Annotated in this window: 15 protein-coding genes; 9 read left to right on the top strand and 6 right to left on the bottom strand. The window is 69.5% G+C overall.

Annotated elements, in window-relative coordinates; genetic code table 11:
* Positions 1-544, top strand: a 544-nt coding sequence (locus CBF90_RS18540; protein ID WP_172407857.1) for a hypothetical protein, incomplete at its 5' end; no start/stop codon positions are given.
* A gap of 27 nt (positions 545-571) precedes the next feature.
* Here CBF90_RS18540 and CBF90_RS17770 read toward each other — a convergent pair.
* A complete protein-coding gene (locus CBF90_RS17770; RefSeq protein WP_088380900.1) occupies positions 572-2,098 on the bottom strand; it encodes a SulP family inorganic anion transporter in 1,527 nt (508 codons plus the stop codon).
* Between the two features lie 140 nt (positions 2,099-2,238).
* Here CBF90_RS17770 and CBF90_RS17775 point away from each other — a divergent pair, with 140 nt between their 5' ends.
* The gene (locus CBF90_RS17775; protein ID WP_036304788.1) at positions 2,239-2,616 is read left to right on the top strand and encodes a MerR family transcriptional regulator; all 378 of its coding nucleotides are present in this window, start codon (positions 2,239-2,241) and stop codon (positions 2,614-2,616) included.
* A gap of 39 nt (positions 2,617-2,655) precedes the next feature.
* On the opposite strand, the gene CBF90_RS17780 is transcribed toward CBF90_RS17775, so the two are convergent.
* Both CBF90_RS17780 and CBF90_RS17785 read right to left on the bottom strand, forming a co-directional pair.
* Positions 2,656-2,922 (bottom strand): hypothetical protein, encoded by a 267-nt coding sequence (locus tag CBF90_RS17780; protein WP_023954252.1) that lies wholly within the window; start codon positions 2,920-2,922, stop codon positions 2,656-2,658.
* Between the two features lie 76 nt (positions 2,923-2,998).
* The gene (locus CBF90_RS17785) at positions 2,999-3,946 is read right to left on the bottom strand and encodes a saccharopine dehydrogenase (protein ID WP_088380901.1); all 948 of its coding nucleotides are present in this window, start codon (positions 3,944-3,946) and stop codon (positions 2,999-3,001) included.
* A gap of 88 nt (positions 3,947-4,034) precedes the next feature.
* On the opposite strand from CBF90_RS17785, the gene CBF90_RS17790 reads away from it, so the two are divergent.
* The 3 genes from CBF90_RS17790 (at position 4,035) to CBF90_RS17800 (ending at position 5,946) form a co-directional block, all read left to right on the top strand.
* On the top strand, positions 4,035-4,592 hold the full coding sequence (locus CBF90_RS17790) for a TetR/AcrR family transcriptional regulator (protein WP_023954248.1): 558 nt from the start codon (positions 4,035-4,037) through the stop codon (positions 4,590-4,592).
* A 31-nt stretch (positions 4,593-4,623) separates the two neighbouring features.
* Complete coding sequence (locus tag CBF90_RS17795) at positions 4,624-5,379, top strand: SDR family NAD(P)-dependent oxidoreductase (protein ID WP_088380902.1); 756 nt, start codon at positions 4,624-4,626, stop codon at positions 5,377-5,379.
* 111 nt (positions 5,380-5,490) lie between these two features.
* Complete coding sequence (locus CBF90_RS17800; protein WP_023954245.1) at positions 5,491-5,946, top strand: MarR family winged helix-turn-helix transcriptional regulator; 456 nt, start codon at positions 5,491-5,493, stop codon at positions 5,944-5,946.
* 148 nt (positions 5,947-6,094) lie between these two features.
* On the opposite strand, the gene CBF90_RS17805 is transcribed toward CBF90_RS17800, so the two are convergent.
* A complete protein-coding gene (locus CBF90_RS17805) occupies positions 6,095-7,123 on the bottom strand; it encodes a LacI family DNA-binding transcriptional regulator (RefSeq protein ID WP_088380903.1) in 1,029 nt (342 codons plus the stop codon).
* Positions 7,124-7,273: 150 nt separating this feature from the next.
* Between CBF90_RS17805 and CBF90_RS17810 the strand changes: the two genes are divergently transcribed.
* The 4 genes from CBF90_RS17810 to CBF90_RS17825 all read left to right on the top strand — a co-directional run bounded on the left by CBF90_RS17810 (position 7,274) and on the right by CBF90_RS17825 (position 11,533).
* Positions 7,274-8,314 (top strand): nucleoside hydrolase, encoded by a 1,041-nt coding sequence (locus tag CBF90_RS17810; RefSeq protein WP_088380904.1) that lies wholly within the window; start codon positions 7,274-7,276, stop codon positions 8,312-8,314.
* Between the two features lie 59 nt (positions 8,315-8,373).
* Complete coding sequence (locus CBF90_RS17815; protein WP_023954239.1) at positions 8,374-9,633, top strand: ABC transporter substrate-binding protein; 1,260 nt, start codon at positions 8,374-8,376, stop codon at positions 9,631-9,633.
* 71 nt (positions 9,634-9,704) lie between these two features.
* Positions 9,705-10,640, top strand: coding sequence for a carbohydrate ABC transporter permease (locus tag CBF90_RS17820; protein WP_088380905.1), 936 nt, complete (start codon positions 9,705-9,707; stop codon positions 10,638-10,640).
* Positions 10,637-11,533, top strand: coding sequence for a carbohydrate ABC transporter permease (locus CBF90_RS17825; RefSeq protein ID WP_088380906.1), 897 nt, complete (start codon positions 10,637-10,639; stop codon positions 11,531-11,533). The genes CBF90_RS17820 and CBF90_RS17825 overlap by 4 nt, the downstream gene beginning before the upstream one ends.
* 116 nt (positions 11,534-11,649) lie before the next feature.
* Here CBF90_RS17825 and CBF90_RS17830 read toward each other — a convergent pair whose 3' ends face one another.
* A complete protein-coding gene (locus CBF90_RS17830; RefSeq protein ID WP_088380907.1) occupies positions 11,650-12,774 on the bottom strand; it encodes a hypothetical protein in 1,125 nt (374 codons plus the stop codon).
* The gene (locus CBF90_RS17835; RefSeq protein ID WP_088380908.1) at positions 12,771-13,124 is read right to left on the bottom strand and encodes a PadR family transcriptional regulator; all 354 of its coding nucleotides are present in this window, start codon (positions 13,122-13,124) and stop codon (positions 12,771-12,773) included. Before CBF90_RS17835 ends, CBF90_RS17830 begins: the two co-directional genes overlap by 4 nt.
* Between the last annotated feature and the right edge of the window lie 5 nt (positions 13,125-13,129).

Below are 13,129 nucleotides of genomic sequence, written 5' to 3' on the forward strand. Positions count from 1 at the left end.
CGGTGCGGGGCCGAGCGTCTACCCGCTCATCTCCGGGGGAGCCGAACCGGGAGCCGCCATCGAGATCGTCGACGAGACCGGCACGGTCCGCGCCCGGACGACCTCGGACGAAACCGGTGCATGGTCGGTCTCAGATCTCTCGAACGGACGCGACCAGACGGATGCCGCGGCCTACCTGCCTGCGGGCGACCATGAGCTATCCGCACGGCAGACCAGCGCCGGCCGGACCTCCCCGCTCAGCGCATCGGCCCCCGTCTCCGTTCTGCCGCCGCCGGTGCCGACCTCGCCTCTCGCCGGCGCCGCGGTCCTGGCCGATGGGTTCGAGCTCAGGATCTCCGGAGAGCCGAACCTCCGGGTCCAACGCGCCAGGGTCGGCGATGCCGCGCCCTGGCGCAGCCAGCTCATGCGCCTCGACGGCGAAGGTGCGGTGACCGCGCGCTTCTCCGTCCCCGCTCCCGGCCCCGTCATGCTCGGGGTGCGCTACCTCGATCCCGCCACGGGGCGGTTCGGGCCGGCATCCTTCGTCTCGTTCACGGCGTACTGAACACACCGCGCAACGCAGCCCACGCGGTCAGTGCCCACCGACGTTGCCGGTCAGGCGCCCGTGCAGAGCGGACGCCGCGGCATCGAGCCCCTCGATCGTGACAGTCTTTCCGTGCCGGTCGTACTTGTTCACGACCGCGTCGAGCGCGGCCACGGTCGAGGCATCCCAGACGTGCGACCGACTCATGTCGATCACGACGCGCTCGGGGTCCTCGGCGTACGCGAACTGCGTCGTGAGGTCGTTGCTCGAGGCGAAGAAAAGCTCGCCGTCGACCTCGTAGCGCGCCACCGGCTCGTCGCCGGCAGGGTCGAGCCGGCGGGTGACGGTGACGAGATGCGCGACGCGACGGGCGAACATCACCATCGCGGCGAGCACGCCGAGGATGACGCCGACCGCGAGGTTGTGGGTCCAGACCGTCGCGACGACGGTGATGAGCATGACGGCCGTCTCGCTCTTCGGCATCCGCCGGAGGGTCGCGGGCCGGATGCTGTGCCAGTCGAACGTGGCCACCGTGACCATGATCATGACCGCAACGAGCGCCGCCATCGGCATGATCGCGACGACGTCGCCGAGCGCGAGCACGAGGATCAGCAGGAACACCCCCGCGAGGAAGGTCGAGATGCGCGTGCGCGCCCCCGACGCCTTCACGTTGATCATCGTCTGCCCGATCATGGCGCAGCCGCCCATCCCGCCGAACGCACCCGACAGGATGTTCGCGGCCCCCTGACCGAGCGCCTCGCGGGTCTTACGCGAGTGGGTGTCGGTGATGTCGTCGACGAGCTTCGCGGTCATGAGTGATTCGAGCAGACCCACGACGGCCATCGCGAGGGCGTAGGGCGCGATGATGCGGAGCGTCTCGAGCGTGAGCGGAACGTCGGGCACGAACAGTTCGGGCAAGCTCGCGGGCAGCTCCCCCTGATCGCCGACGGTCGGCACCTGCCAACCGAAAGCCACGACGGCCGCGGTGAGCAGCACGATCGTGACGAGCGGGGCCGGGATCGCCTTCGTCAGCCACGGCAGCACGACGAGGATCACGAGCCCCGCGACCACGAGCGGCCAGACGAGCCACGGGATGCCGGCACCGAAGAGCTGCGGCAGCTGCGCGAGGAAGATGAGGATCGCGAGCGCGTTGACGAAGCCCACCATCACCGACCGCGGGATGAACCGCATGAGCTTCGCGACGCCGAGCACCGCCAGCACGATCTGGATGACACCCCCGAGCAGGACGGTGGCGACGAGGTACTCGATGCCGTGCTCGCGCGCGACGGGCGCGATGACGAGGGCGATCGCACCGGTGGCGGCGCTGATCATGGCCGGGCGTCCGCCGAGGAACGCGATCGCGACCGCCATGACGAACGACGAGAACAGCCCGACGCGGGGGTCGACGCCGGCGATGATCGAGAACGCGATCGCCTCGGGGATGAGCGCGAGGGCGACGACGAGCCCCGCCAGCACCTCGCGCGTCAGCAGCCGAGGGCTGCGGAGGGCCTGCACGACGGTGGGTTCGATGCGGTAGCGCGACGCGCTGTCGCGGGCGGGGGTGACGGCGGTCACGCGGTGCCTTTCGGTCGGTGCCCGGCAGGGCGGGCGGGCGATCGCGCGAGCGCGCGCAGCGCCGGCTGTCCGACGCGGGAAGAATGAAGGGGGTCGGCGCGGAACGGCGCCGACAAGAATCTAACGTAACGTGAGGTTTGATGTCGAATCGCGATGAGGTCACCATGCGCATCGGAGAGGTGACCGAGCGGACCGAGATGTCGTTCCGCACACTCCGGCACTACGACGAGATCGGCCTCGTCACCCCGTCGGCGCGCACCGAGGGCGGGTTCCGCCTCTACACGGAGACCGACGTCGCCCGCATCCTGCTCATCCGACGCATGAAGCCCCTCGGCTACAGCCTCGACGAGATGCGGGAGCTGCTCGACGTCGTCGACGCCCTCACCGCCACCCCGGCCGACGCGGAGCTGCGCGCGCGCCTCGAGGCGATCCGGGCCGGCGCGGCCGAGCGTCGCGAGAAGCTGACCCGCCAGGTCGCGATGGCCGACGAGTTCCTCGCGCAACTCGGCGACATCTGACCGGTCTCGCACCGGGACGCCGCCGCCCGCTGCCGCAGCTCACGCGTAGGCCCGATGCACGTGCCACCCGCCCGCGCCGCAGTACACGTCGAACACGAACGCCTCGCCGTCGGCATCCGTCGCCTGGAAGCGCCAGCCGTAGAGCCCGCGTCGCCGGTCATCGTCGGCGGCGAGAGACCAGACCGAGTCGCGCAGACGGGTCGGGATGTCGCTGACGGTCCAGCGCCGGCCCGCGTAGAACATCCGCGCAGGGATGTCGTCGACGAGCCAGAGGGTCACGTCATGGGCGCTCGTCGTGTCGGTCATGACAACCGAGGATAGAACACATCTTCGATACTCGCCAGGGCGCGCCGTCGACACTCGGCGCGCCGGTCGCGTCAGCTCAGCCTTCGCCGCGGTCGACGCCGATTCCCGCCACGCCTCGGATGTCGTCGACGCCGACGACGTCCGCCATGGTCACGACCCCGCGAACATCGCGCTCGACCATGCGGGTCGCCGCGAGGGCCGCCACCCGCCCCGTCGCCAGCGACTGCCCCTCTCCCGAGGCCGAGAACCGCCGGCCGCTCTGCCGATGGACGGCGCCGACGCGCCAGCGACTCGTGCCGAGGTGCGGCGCGCGGCGAAGCAACGGCGCCAGCAGTGGAACGACCCCGACGGTGCGCAGCGCAGCCGTCGCCACCCTGCTGTCGAGCGCCAGCCAGCTCCGCACGGCGACGCCCGACCGCGAGCCCCACAGCAGATCGTCGGGGAAGTCCGCGCGGAGATATCTTCGATTCTCCGCCGCCGACCGGAATCGCCGGACCGACCGCAGGTTGACGATCCGCTCAGCCTCCGGCGCGGCGTAGAGCGGCGCGCCGGCGAGCCGGACCGTCCAGTCGACGGCTGCCGCACCATGCGACTCGCCGGCCCCGAGCATCACCGTGACGTCGACATCGTCGCCGGGGGCGGCACCGAGCGCGCTCGCCAGAACGGTGCTCACCCCCGGCGCGATCCCGGCCCCGAGCAGCACCGCCCCGCCGTCGGCGACGCCGCCCGCGAGCCGAGCGAGGTGGGATGCCGTCGCCGACACGTCGACAAGAGGCGTCGAACCGACCGCCTCCTGCACCGCGGTGATCTCGAGCCCGCTCGCATCGATCACGGCATCCGCTCGGCGCGCGGCGGCGGCGAGCACCTCGCGGCCCTCGAGCGTCGTGACATCGACGGCGAGACCGCCCGGCCCAGGGCGGCGCGATGCCCCCACGACAGCATGGCCGCCGGCGCGCAGCGCGTCGGCGGCGGCAGCGCCGACCGCTCCGCGCGACCCGAGGACGAGAACGGACAGTGGTGACATGAAAACCCCAAACGTCTGGTTGGAGACCACCGTACGCACAGAACGTCGAACACGCCAACCAGAAGGTTGGAGTTGCTAGGCTCGGATCATGGCGTGGGACACCGAGGCGACGCGGCGCCGCCTGCTCGAAGCCGCGACCGAGCACTTCTCCGCGCGCGGATACGCCGGCGCGCGCGTCGAGGCGATCGCCCGGACCGCCGGGGTGAACAAGGAGCGCATCTACTCGTACTTCGTCGACAAGGCGGGCCTGTTCGGCGCCGTGCTCGCCGCCGAGGTCGACCGCCTCCTCGACGGCATCGAGATCCGCGGCACCGGTGCCGACGCGCTCGGCGGGCTCGCCCACGACCTTTACGACCGAGCCGCGTCGCACCCGCAGCTCGCACGCCTGCTGTCGTGGGAGAGTCTCGAGCTCGATGCGCCGGTGTCGGGGCCCAGCCGTGCCGAGGGGTGCGCCGCCATGGTCGACGCTCTTGCTGCCGCTTTGCCGGGCCGCTCCCGCGACGAGGCGGCGCAGCTGCTGGTGAGCATCATCGCGATCGCGACGGCCGACGGATGCCTCCCCCACCTGGTCACGCTCATCACGGGCTCGGCATCCGCGGACGCCCGCCGAGACGCCGTCGTCGCGCAGGCCCGATCGCTCGCCTGAAGCGTCGACCGAATCTGTCTACGCTGAGGCGATGGACCTCCACAGCCTCTTCGGACTCTCCGGCCGACGCGCCCTCGTGACCGGCGGGAGCTCCGGCATCGGCCGCGGGATCTCCGAGGCACTGGCGGCCGCGGGAGCCGAGGTCGTCATCGCCGCCCGCGGTCGCGACCTGATCGACGAGACCGTCGGGCGCATCCGCTCCGAGGGCCGGCGCGCGTCGGGAATCGTCGCAGACCTGTCCTCGCGCGCGGGCTGCCACGAGCTCGCCGATCAGGCCGGCGACATCGACATCCTCGTGAACTCGGCGGGCATCAACATCCGCCCTCCCCTCCTCGAGCTCGATGAACCCGCCTGGGACGCCACGATGGCCGTCAACCTCGACGCGCCCTTCATCCTCGGCCAGCGATTGGCCCCCGGGATGATCGAGCGCGAATACGGCCGCATCATCTCCATCAGCTCGCAGCAGGCGAGCCGCGCCTTCGCGTCGAGCGGCGCCTACGGCGCATCGAAGGCCGCCCTCGAGGGTCTCGCCCGCTCGCAAGCGGAGGCGTGGTCGGCAGCCGGGGTGACCTCTAACGTGCTGGTCCCGGGTTTCGTCCTCACACGCCTCAACCAGCGCCTCGCCAGCGACCCCGACGTCGTCGACGCACTGGCCGCCCGCACCTTCGTCGGCCGCAACGGCCTGCCCGACGACTTCGCCGCCGCGGCGATCTTCCTCGCCGGCCCGGGCTCGGCCTATGTGACCGGCCAGTCGATCGCCGTGGACGGCGGCTTCTCGGTCCACTGAGGCTGACCTTCCTTCGCCCATACCAGGTGAGCGCTCCCACGGGAAGGGCTCCCCTTCGACCCGGGGCTCGGACAGACTGAGCCGCTAGGTCGATCAACACGGGGAGTCGTCATGGCAGTGCAGGGTGAGACATCGTCGGCATCGGCAGTCCTCGACGCGCTGTGGGCGTACGAGGCCGCGGAGGGCGCCATTCGACTGCGCCTGCGCGACTCGATGCTCGTGTGCGAGAACGACCTGATCGCGCTCGAGAAGCTCATCGAGGCACAGGACCGCGACATCGCGCTGACCCCGTCGAACATCACCCAAGAGCTCGGGATCTCGTCCGCGAGCACGACCGCCATGCTCGATCGCCTCGAGCGCTCCGGGTATCTCCGGCGGCAGCCGCATCCGTCCGACAGACGCAAGGTCTTCGTGACGCTCGGCGATCGCCCGGTCGAGCGCCTGCGCCAGTCGGGATCGGACGTGCAGCATCGCGTCGAGGACGTCATCGCCCATATGCCGCCCGGATCCGCCGCCGTGCTCGTCGATTTCCTCTCGCGCATGCGGGTCGCCGCCGAAGCGGCCTGACACGCCTCGGCCGAGCGGCGCGCCGCGCCCGCGATGCAAGGCATCCGCCCCGACACCCCGGCCCGGATGCCGCGTCCCCGGCGCGTCGCCCGCGATCCCTTGCATTCGAGCGCGGGACAACGCGACACATACGCCGGCCGGGTGCCGCCTAGACGGCGGCGGTTGACCCCCGCACGATCAGCTGAGGCTCGACCACGACGTGCGTGGGGCGCTGTCCTGTGCGGATTTCGTGATGAAGCATGCGGAACGTGTCGGCTCCGAGCGCCCGGAAGTCGAGGCGCATCGTCGTCAGGGGCGGTGAGAAGTAGCTGGCGACAGGCATATCGTCCACGCCGACGATGGAGTAGTCGTACGGCGCCCGCAGGCCACGCCGCTCCATCGCGCTCATGAACCCCAGAGCGAGTTCGTCGTTGGCGGCGAACACCGCCGTGAAACGGGCGGGGTCGGCCACCTCGCCCGCGCGAAAGCCCGAGACCGATGACCAATCCGTCGACACGTCGAGCACGTCCGGTTCGACTCCCGCCTCGCTCATCGCGTCGCGGTAGCCGCGCTCGCGTTCCACCGCCTCGTTGCGCGTCCCCGGCCCCGCAACGTGCAGGATGCGGCGATGCCCGAGACTCAGCAGGTGACGCGTCCCGTCCAGTCCGGCGGCGTGCGAGTGGGTGCTCGCCGATGCATCGATCGACGGCGGCAGCTCAGACACCGTGATGATGGGCGTCTCGGCGCCGATGGACGCGACGAGGTCGTCGGCGCCTTGAACGGGAGTCGACAGCACGATGCCGTCCACGGGGATCGACAGAAAGTGGTCGATGCTTCGCTGCGCCTCGTCCTGCCAGTCGCCGGCGTCGTAGTCGAGGTCGAGCTCGATGATCGACAGCGTGTAGTCGGCCTCGCGCGCGGCACGACTCAGCCCCGTCAGCACGCCCGCGCTCCCGTAGTTGAGGGCGCCCAGGGCGAGCACCCCCACCGTGTCGGAGCGGCGCGTCCGCAGGTTCCGCGCCGATTGATTGAAGCGATAGCCGAGCTCGTCGACCGCGGCGGCGATGCGCTCCTTCGTCTGGGCGCTGACGTAGCCGGTACCGGTGAAGTAGCGAGAGACGGTCTGGGCCGACACCCTTGCCGCGCGTCCGACGTCCGCCATGCTCGGCCGGCCCGCGGTCGATCGGGTGTTCGTCACATCAGCCTCCCCGCGCCGTCGGTAACGATTCAGTAACGGGCTTCGCCGCCCGATAGGTTATCGATCACTCTACCCGTAGGTTATCGATCACTGAAATTGGTCAACCGGTTTTAATTGCATCGGTCACGCCACATGAACAGAGAGTCGACGATGACGAGGATCCCCGCCACCACGGCATCCGCCCACCCGCGCGCACCGCGCTGGACGCTCGGTACCGCTCCCTGGCAGTCGATCGCCCCTCTCGGTGCGCCGCGGGCACGGGTCATCGTCGACAACGACTTCTCGGGCGATCCCGATGATCTCTTCCAGCTCGTGCACCACCTCCTGTCACCGAGCGTCGAGATCCCCCTCGTCATCGGATCGCACCTGCGCGCAGGTGACCCATTCGACGAAGGTCCCGACACGGCGACGCACGCGGTCCAGGTGATCGCCGACGTCTTCGAGCGCATGGGGCTCGACTCGACGGGAGTTATCGCTCGAGGGTCGGAGGAGCCTCTCGTCGACCGCACCACACCGCAACCCGCGCCGGCGGTCGATGCCCTCATCAGCGAGGCGCTGCGCGATGATCCTCGTCCGCTGTACTTCGTCGCGGGCGGAGGACTGACCGACCTCGCGTCGGCATGGCTGCTCGAACCTCGCGTCGCCGAACGACTGACCGTCGTCTGGATCGGCGGCGGCGAGCACGAGGGGATCGCCGTCCCGCCTCCCGGTGCCATGCCGATCGAGTACAACCTGCTCATCGATCCGGTGGCCGCCCAGGTCGTATTCGGCGATTCCGACCTGTCGCTGTGGCAGGTGCCTCGCGACGTCTACCGCCAGTGCCTGGTGTCGGATGCCGAGCTGCGCTTGCGTGTGGCGACCGCCGGTCCGCTGGGCGCGTACCTCTACGACGAGATCACCGAGGTGATGCTCCGTGCCGAGGCGGAGGGACGCGGCCCCGCCGAGACCTACGCTCTCGGCGACTCTCCTCTGGTCCTCCTGACAGCACTGCAGTCACTGTTCGAGGCCGACTCCTCGTCGAGCCGCCACGAGGTTCGTCCCACGCCGCGCATCGGAGACGACGGTCAATACTTCAGCCGACCCGACGGACGCGCCATGCGTGTTTACACCTGGGTCGACACACGCCTCATGTTCGAGGACTTCTACCTGAAGCTCCGCGAGTTCTCCGACTGGCAGACCTCCCGCGCCTGACCCACTCATCTCCGGGACGACCCGCGCCCGATTCACCCATCACCACGAAGGAAGCAATGATGCACTCCATCTCCAAGCTGGGCGTCGTCGCCCTGGCCGGAACGACCCTCCTCGCGCTCGCCTCCTGCTCGAGCGGAGGCACCGGCAGCGGTGACGCCGACGAGCTCGTCATCTGGATGCCGACACAGGAGGACAGCCAGGGCGAGGCCATGACCGGTCTCATCGATGCGTTCGAGAAGGCGAACCCCGGCACGACCGTCACCCTCGAGCAACGCTCGGTCGACGAGCACAAGACCGCGATGCGTCAGGTCGCTGGAACCGACGCCGGACCCGATATCTACTGGTACTGGGAGGGGTCGGGCCTGGGCGGCGAGCTGATCGATGCCGGCATGAGCCTCGACCTCAGCGACTACTACAGCGAGTACGGCTGGGAGGACCGCTTCACGCCGGCATCCCTCAGCGGCATCACCCAGTACGGCGGCTTCCACGGCGTCCCCTGGAGCCAGCAGGGCGAAGGCATCTACTACAACAAGACGCTCTTCGAGCAGGCGGGCATCACCACGCCGCCGGCAACCTACGACGAGCTGGTCACGGCGGCGCAGAAGCTCGCCGACGCGGGCATCACGCCGATCGAGTTCGGCGGCACCGTCAACTGGGACGTCATGCGACTGCTCGACTCGCTTGTCGAGACTGAGTGCGGCGCAGAGACGGCAGACGAGCTGAACACCGGCGACGGCGATTGGGGCTCCGAGGCCTGCGTCACGGCGGCCTTCACCGAGCTCAAGACCTGGGGCGACGACTTCTTCAACAGCGGCTACCTCGGCATCAACAATGACGACGCGGCCCAGCTCTTCTTCTCGGGCCAGGCGGCCATGTCGCTCGAGGGCACCTGGTACAACTCGCAGGTCGTCGACAACGGACTCGACCCCGCCGAGATCGGGGTCATGATGTTCCCGACCGGAACCGACCGGCTCTACGGCTTCGGCGAAGCCTTCTACATCAACGCGGCCAGCGACAAGGCCGACCTCGCGGCGGAGTTCCTCGATTTCGGCACCTCCGCAGAGGGCCAGGAGATCGTCGGCGATGCCTGGGCCGCCCTGTCCGTGAACAAGGACGTCCCGGTCGACGAGACGAACCCGCTCAACGCGGTCTGGGCCGACCTCTTCAACGCAGCAGACGGCGTCTACACCAACAACGACCAGAACTTCTCTACCGCCGAGACGACCGAGTACTGGCGCATCCAGAACTCGGTGCTCACCGGCGACATCGCACCCGAGGACGCCGGCGCCGAGTTCCAGAAGTTCCGCGACGCGCAGTAGCTGCGACCCCTCCGCGGGGCGGCGACTACCGGAGCGCCGCCCCGCGGACTCGAACCCGAACAGGAAGTCCCATGGCCACTGTCACCCTCGTCACACAGGGACGCCGGAAGCAGCGCAGCAGCACGCCGCGGCATCATCGCTTCGCCTTGGCGCTGCCCTACCTCATCCCCACGGTCGTGCTCTACGGCTGGTTCCTGCTCTACCCGATGCTCGACGCGGTGCGCCTGTCGTTCTTCGAGTGGTCGGGCTTCCGGACGCAGGAAGCGACGTTCGTCGGGCTCGACAACTACATCCGTCTGCTGACGCAGGATGCGGTGTTCTGGACGGCGCTGCGCAACTCGGTCATCTGGGTCATCGCCTCCCTCCTCATCCCGACCGTCATCGCCCTCCTCCTGGCCCTCGGCCTGAACCGCAAGCTCATCGGCCGCAACCTCATGCGCGCGGTCTTCTACATCCCTGCCGTGTTCGCCTCGATCACGGTCGCGGCCATGTGGCGCTGGATCTACAACCCCACTCTCGGCTTCGTCAACCAGGCGCTCACCGCGGTGGGACTGGGGGATTTGGGGCAGTCATGGCTGGGTGACCCGCAGTTCGCGCTCGGTTCGGTCTTCGTCGCCAACATCTGGCAGAGCGTGGGTTTCAGCATGGTCCTCTTCCTCGCCGGACTGCAGACCGTGCCGCCCGAGCTCACCGAGGCGGCGAAGCTCGACGGCGCGAACGCCTGGCAGCGCTTTCGCGCCGTCACCATTCCTGCGCTGCGACCCACCACGGTGGTCGTCGTCATCCTCACCATCATCAACTCGCTCAAGGTGTTCGACCTCGTCGTGGGCATGACCGGCGGCGGTCCCGCACAGTCGACACAGGTCCTGGCGCTCTGGTCGTACACGCAGTCGTTCACCAATCACCAATTCGGGATGGGCGGCGCCGTCGCCACCGTCCTGCTGATCGTCACTCTGGCCCTGGTCATCCCGTATCTGGCCTGGTCGATGAAGGGAGAAGACCGATGAGCGTCACCATCGCCCCACGCGTGCTCGATTCGGCGAACGTAGGCCAGACCGCCCCCGCGCGTCGCCCACCGCGCGACCATGTCGGCATCGGCCTGTGGGTGGCGCTCGCCATCACCGCGGCCCTGTGGTTCCTGCCGCTGTTTCTCATGTTCATGACCTCGGTGAAGTCCAAGCCCGACCTCAACACCACACCCCTGTGGGCGTTGCCGTCGTCGTGGGAGTTCGGCAATTACGCCGCCGCAATCGACACCGGCGACTTCTGGGTGACGGCCGGCAACAGCCTCCTGATCGCGATCATCAAGGTGCCGCTCGGGCTGGCGATCGCGGCCGCCGCGGCGTATGCCCTCGCCCGCATCCGATTCCGCGGCAGTCGTGGGCTGCTCATGGTGATCGCCGTCGGCTCGATGGTGCCGGTGCAGATCGGGCTCGGCCCGCTGTTCAACACCATGCTCGAGCTCGGGCTGCTCGACTCGCTCTACGGCTTGATCCTGCCCTACCTCGCCTTCGGCATCCCGTACCAGATCTTCGTCCTGTACGGCTTCTTCCGCGGGATCCCCGAAGAACTGGAGGAGTCGGCGCGTATCGACGGCGCCTCGACCTTCCGAATCTTCCGGCAGATCGTGCTGCCGTTGGCCAAACCCGCGCTGGCTGCGCTTTTCGTGCTCGACTTCGTCGCGACGTGGAACGAGTACGCGATGGCGACGACACTGTTGCGCTCCCAGGGCAATTGGACGATCCCGCTCGCCGTGCAGAGCTTCTCGACCCAGCACGGCACCGATTACGGCCCGATGAACGCCTTCATCTTCATGTCGGCGATCCCGGTGCTGATCGTCTACCTGCTGTTCCAGCGCTACTTCGTGCAGGGGGCTCTCGCCGGCGCCGTGAAGGGCTGATGCTGCGAATCACCCGTGCCCCGATGCAAGGCATCCGCCCCGACACCCCGGCCCGGATGCCGCATACCCGGCGCGTCGCCCGCGATCCCTTGCATCCGCGCACCCGAGGCACCGGCTCAGGACGTCAGCGGCACACCCGTCATCCGTCGCCCCGGCGCCCAGCCGAAGAGGAGCAGCGCCGCAGCGAAACTGATCGGCCCGACCAGGTGGAAGACCTGCGACAGCGCAGACACGTCACCACCCGAGGTGCCGAAGGTGTCGGCGATCGACATCCCGATCGAGAATCCGGCGAACAGCCGCAGGAACAGCGCGGCCCCGATGATCGAGAGGTACAGGATGCCGAGCCGGCGGGGCGTCAGCCATGCCCCTCCCCTCGTCAGCGCGGCGACTGTCACAGCGGCTGCCGCCACCAGCCACACCCCGCCCCACACGGCCACCGACTGTGCAGCCAGCGCCGGATCGAAACCGTCGGCCGCGATCATCTCGGCGTAGATGGCGCTCAACTCGTAGCCGGGCACCTTGGCGAGCGGGTTCCACACCAGCAGATCGAGCGCGCCGAGCACGAGCAACACCGTGATGAACACGAGCCCCGCGATCGCGACCGGCCGCCGCCGGGCGAGCGGCGAAGACCGGTCCTCCAGGACGAGCGGCGTCGAGCGCCAGGCAGCGGCCAGCCCGACCGCGGCGCCGCCGACCGTGAGGCCGACGCCCGCCGCGCTCACCTCCGCTGCCAGGGGATGCGCCGCGGCGAGCGCGAGGAGGAGGATGCCGAACGCGGTGACCGCGAACGCGACCCTCACGACCGCCGATCGCGACAGCGCGGCCGCGCCGATGAAGAGGGCGATGGCGAGCAGCACTCCCCCGAAGAGGGCCACGCTGAGCACGGAGCGTCCGACGGCGAGCGCAAGCTCGATGACAGCCGGAATGGCGACCGCAGGCGAGCCGAGATCCGCCGTCAGCCAGAGCGCGGCCGAGGTCGCTCCGACCGCGGCGAGCAGCGAGACACCCCGCCGGCTCAGCCTCCGCGAAGCGGTGCCTCGGGGCTCACCGGTCAGCATCGGAGCGTCGCGATCCGCGGTGAGCGCGACCGCGATCGCGCCGCGCACGACGTCACCCCGGCGCACCCCGGCTTCGTGAGCCCCCGCGACATCCGCCCGCCACTGCTCGAGATGGCGTGCGCGCGACGCGGCCGGCATCGTCCGGCTCACCGCTCGAAGGACGAGGTCGAGGTCGAGGTTCACGCGATCGCTCCCCTCGCGTCACCGCGGCCACGCCCGGGCTCGGGCTCCTGCCGACGCGCGCGGCGTCGCTGCATCCGCACCGCATGCTCATCGACGGCGGCGCGGGCTGCGGCGAGGCCGTCCGGCGTCAGGCGGTACAGGCGCCGCCGGGGTCCGCTGCGGCTCGGGTCGACCTCCCACTCAGAGGTCACCCACTCCATCGACTCGAGGCGTTCGAGGATCGGGTACACCGTTCCCGCGGGCCGCCCCGTTGTGCTGACGATGCGCAGCCCCCACACTCCCTCGGCTTCGAGGGTCAGAATCTCGAGCACGTCCACCGTGGCCGGCGTGATGCGTTTGAGCGGCTGCATGCTCG

The organism is Microbacterium sp. AISO3, from assembly GCF_002204305.1.
Taxonomy (GTDB): Bacteria; Actinomycetota; Actinomycetes; order Actinomycetales; family Microbacteriaceae; genus Microbacterium; species Microbacterium arborescens.

Coding starts and splice junctions, on each gene's coding strand:
- CBF90_RS17825 (WP_088380906.1), top strand. CDS start 10,637: ATGAGCGTCACCATCGCCCCACGCGTGCTCGATTCGGCGAACGTAGGC.
- CBF90_RS17785 (WP_088380901.1), bottom strand. CDS start 3,946: ATGTCACCACTGTCCGTTCTCGTCCTCGGGTCGCGCGGAGCGGTCGGC.
- CBF90_RS17820 (WP_088380905.1), top strand. CDS start 9,705: ATGGCCACTGTCACCCTCGTCACACAGGGACGCCGGAAGCAGCGCAGC.
- CBF90_RS17790 (WP_023954248.1), top strand. CDS start 4,035: ATGGCGTGGGACACCGAGGCGACGCGGCGCCGCCTGCTCGAAGCCGCG.
- CBF90_RS17800 (WP_023954245.1), top strand. CDS start 5,491: ATGGCAGTGCAGGGTGAGACATCGTCGGCATCGGCAGTCCTCGACGCG.
- CBF90_RS17795 (WP_088380902.1), top strand. CDS start 4,624: ATGGACCTCCACAGCCTCTTCGGACTCTCCGGCCGACGCGCCCTCGTG.
- CBF90_RS17815 (WP_023954239.1), top strand. CDS start 8,374: ATGCACTCCATCTCCAAGCTGGGCGTCGTCGCCCTGGCCGGAACGACC.
- CBF90_RS17835 (WP_088380908.1), bottom strand. CDS start 13,124: ATGCAGCCGCTCAAACGCATCACGCCGGCCACGGTGGACGTGCTCGAG.
- CBF90_RS17775 (WP_036304788.1), top strand. CDS start 2,239: ATGTCGAATCGCGATGAGGTCACCATGCGCATCGGAGAGGTGACCGAG.
- CBF90_RS17810 (WP_088380904.1), top strand. CDS start 7,274: ATGACGAGGATCCCCGCCACCACGGCATCCGCCCACCCGCGCGCACCG.
- CBF90_RS17780 (WP_023954252.1), bottom strand. CDS start 2,922: ATGACCGACACGACGAGCGCCCATGACGTGACCCTCTGGCTCGTCGAC.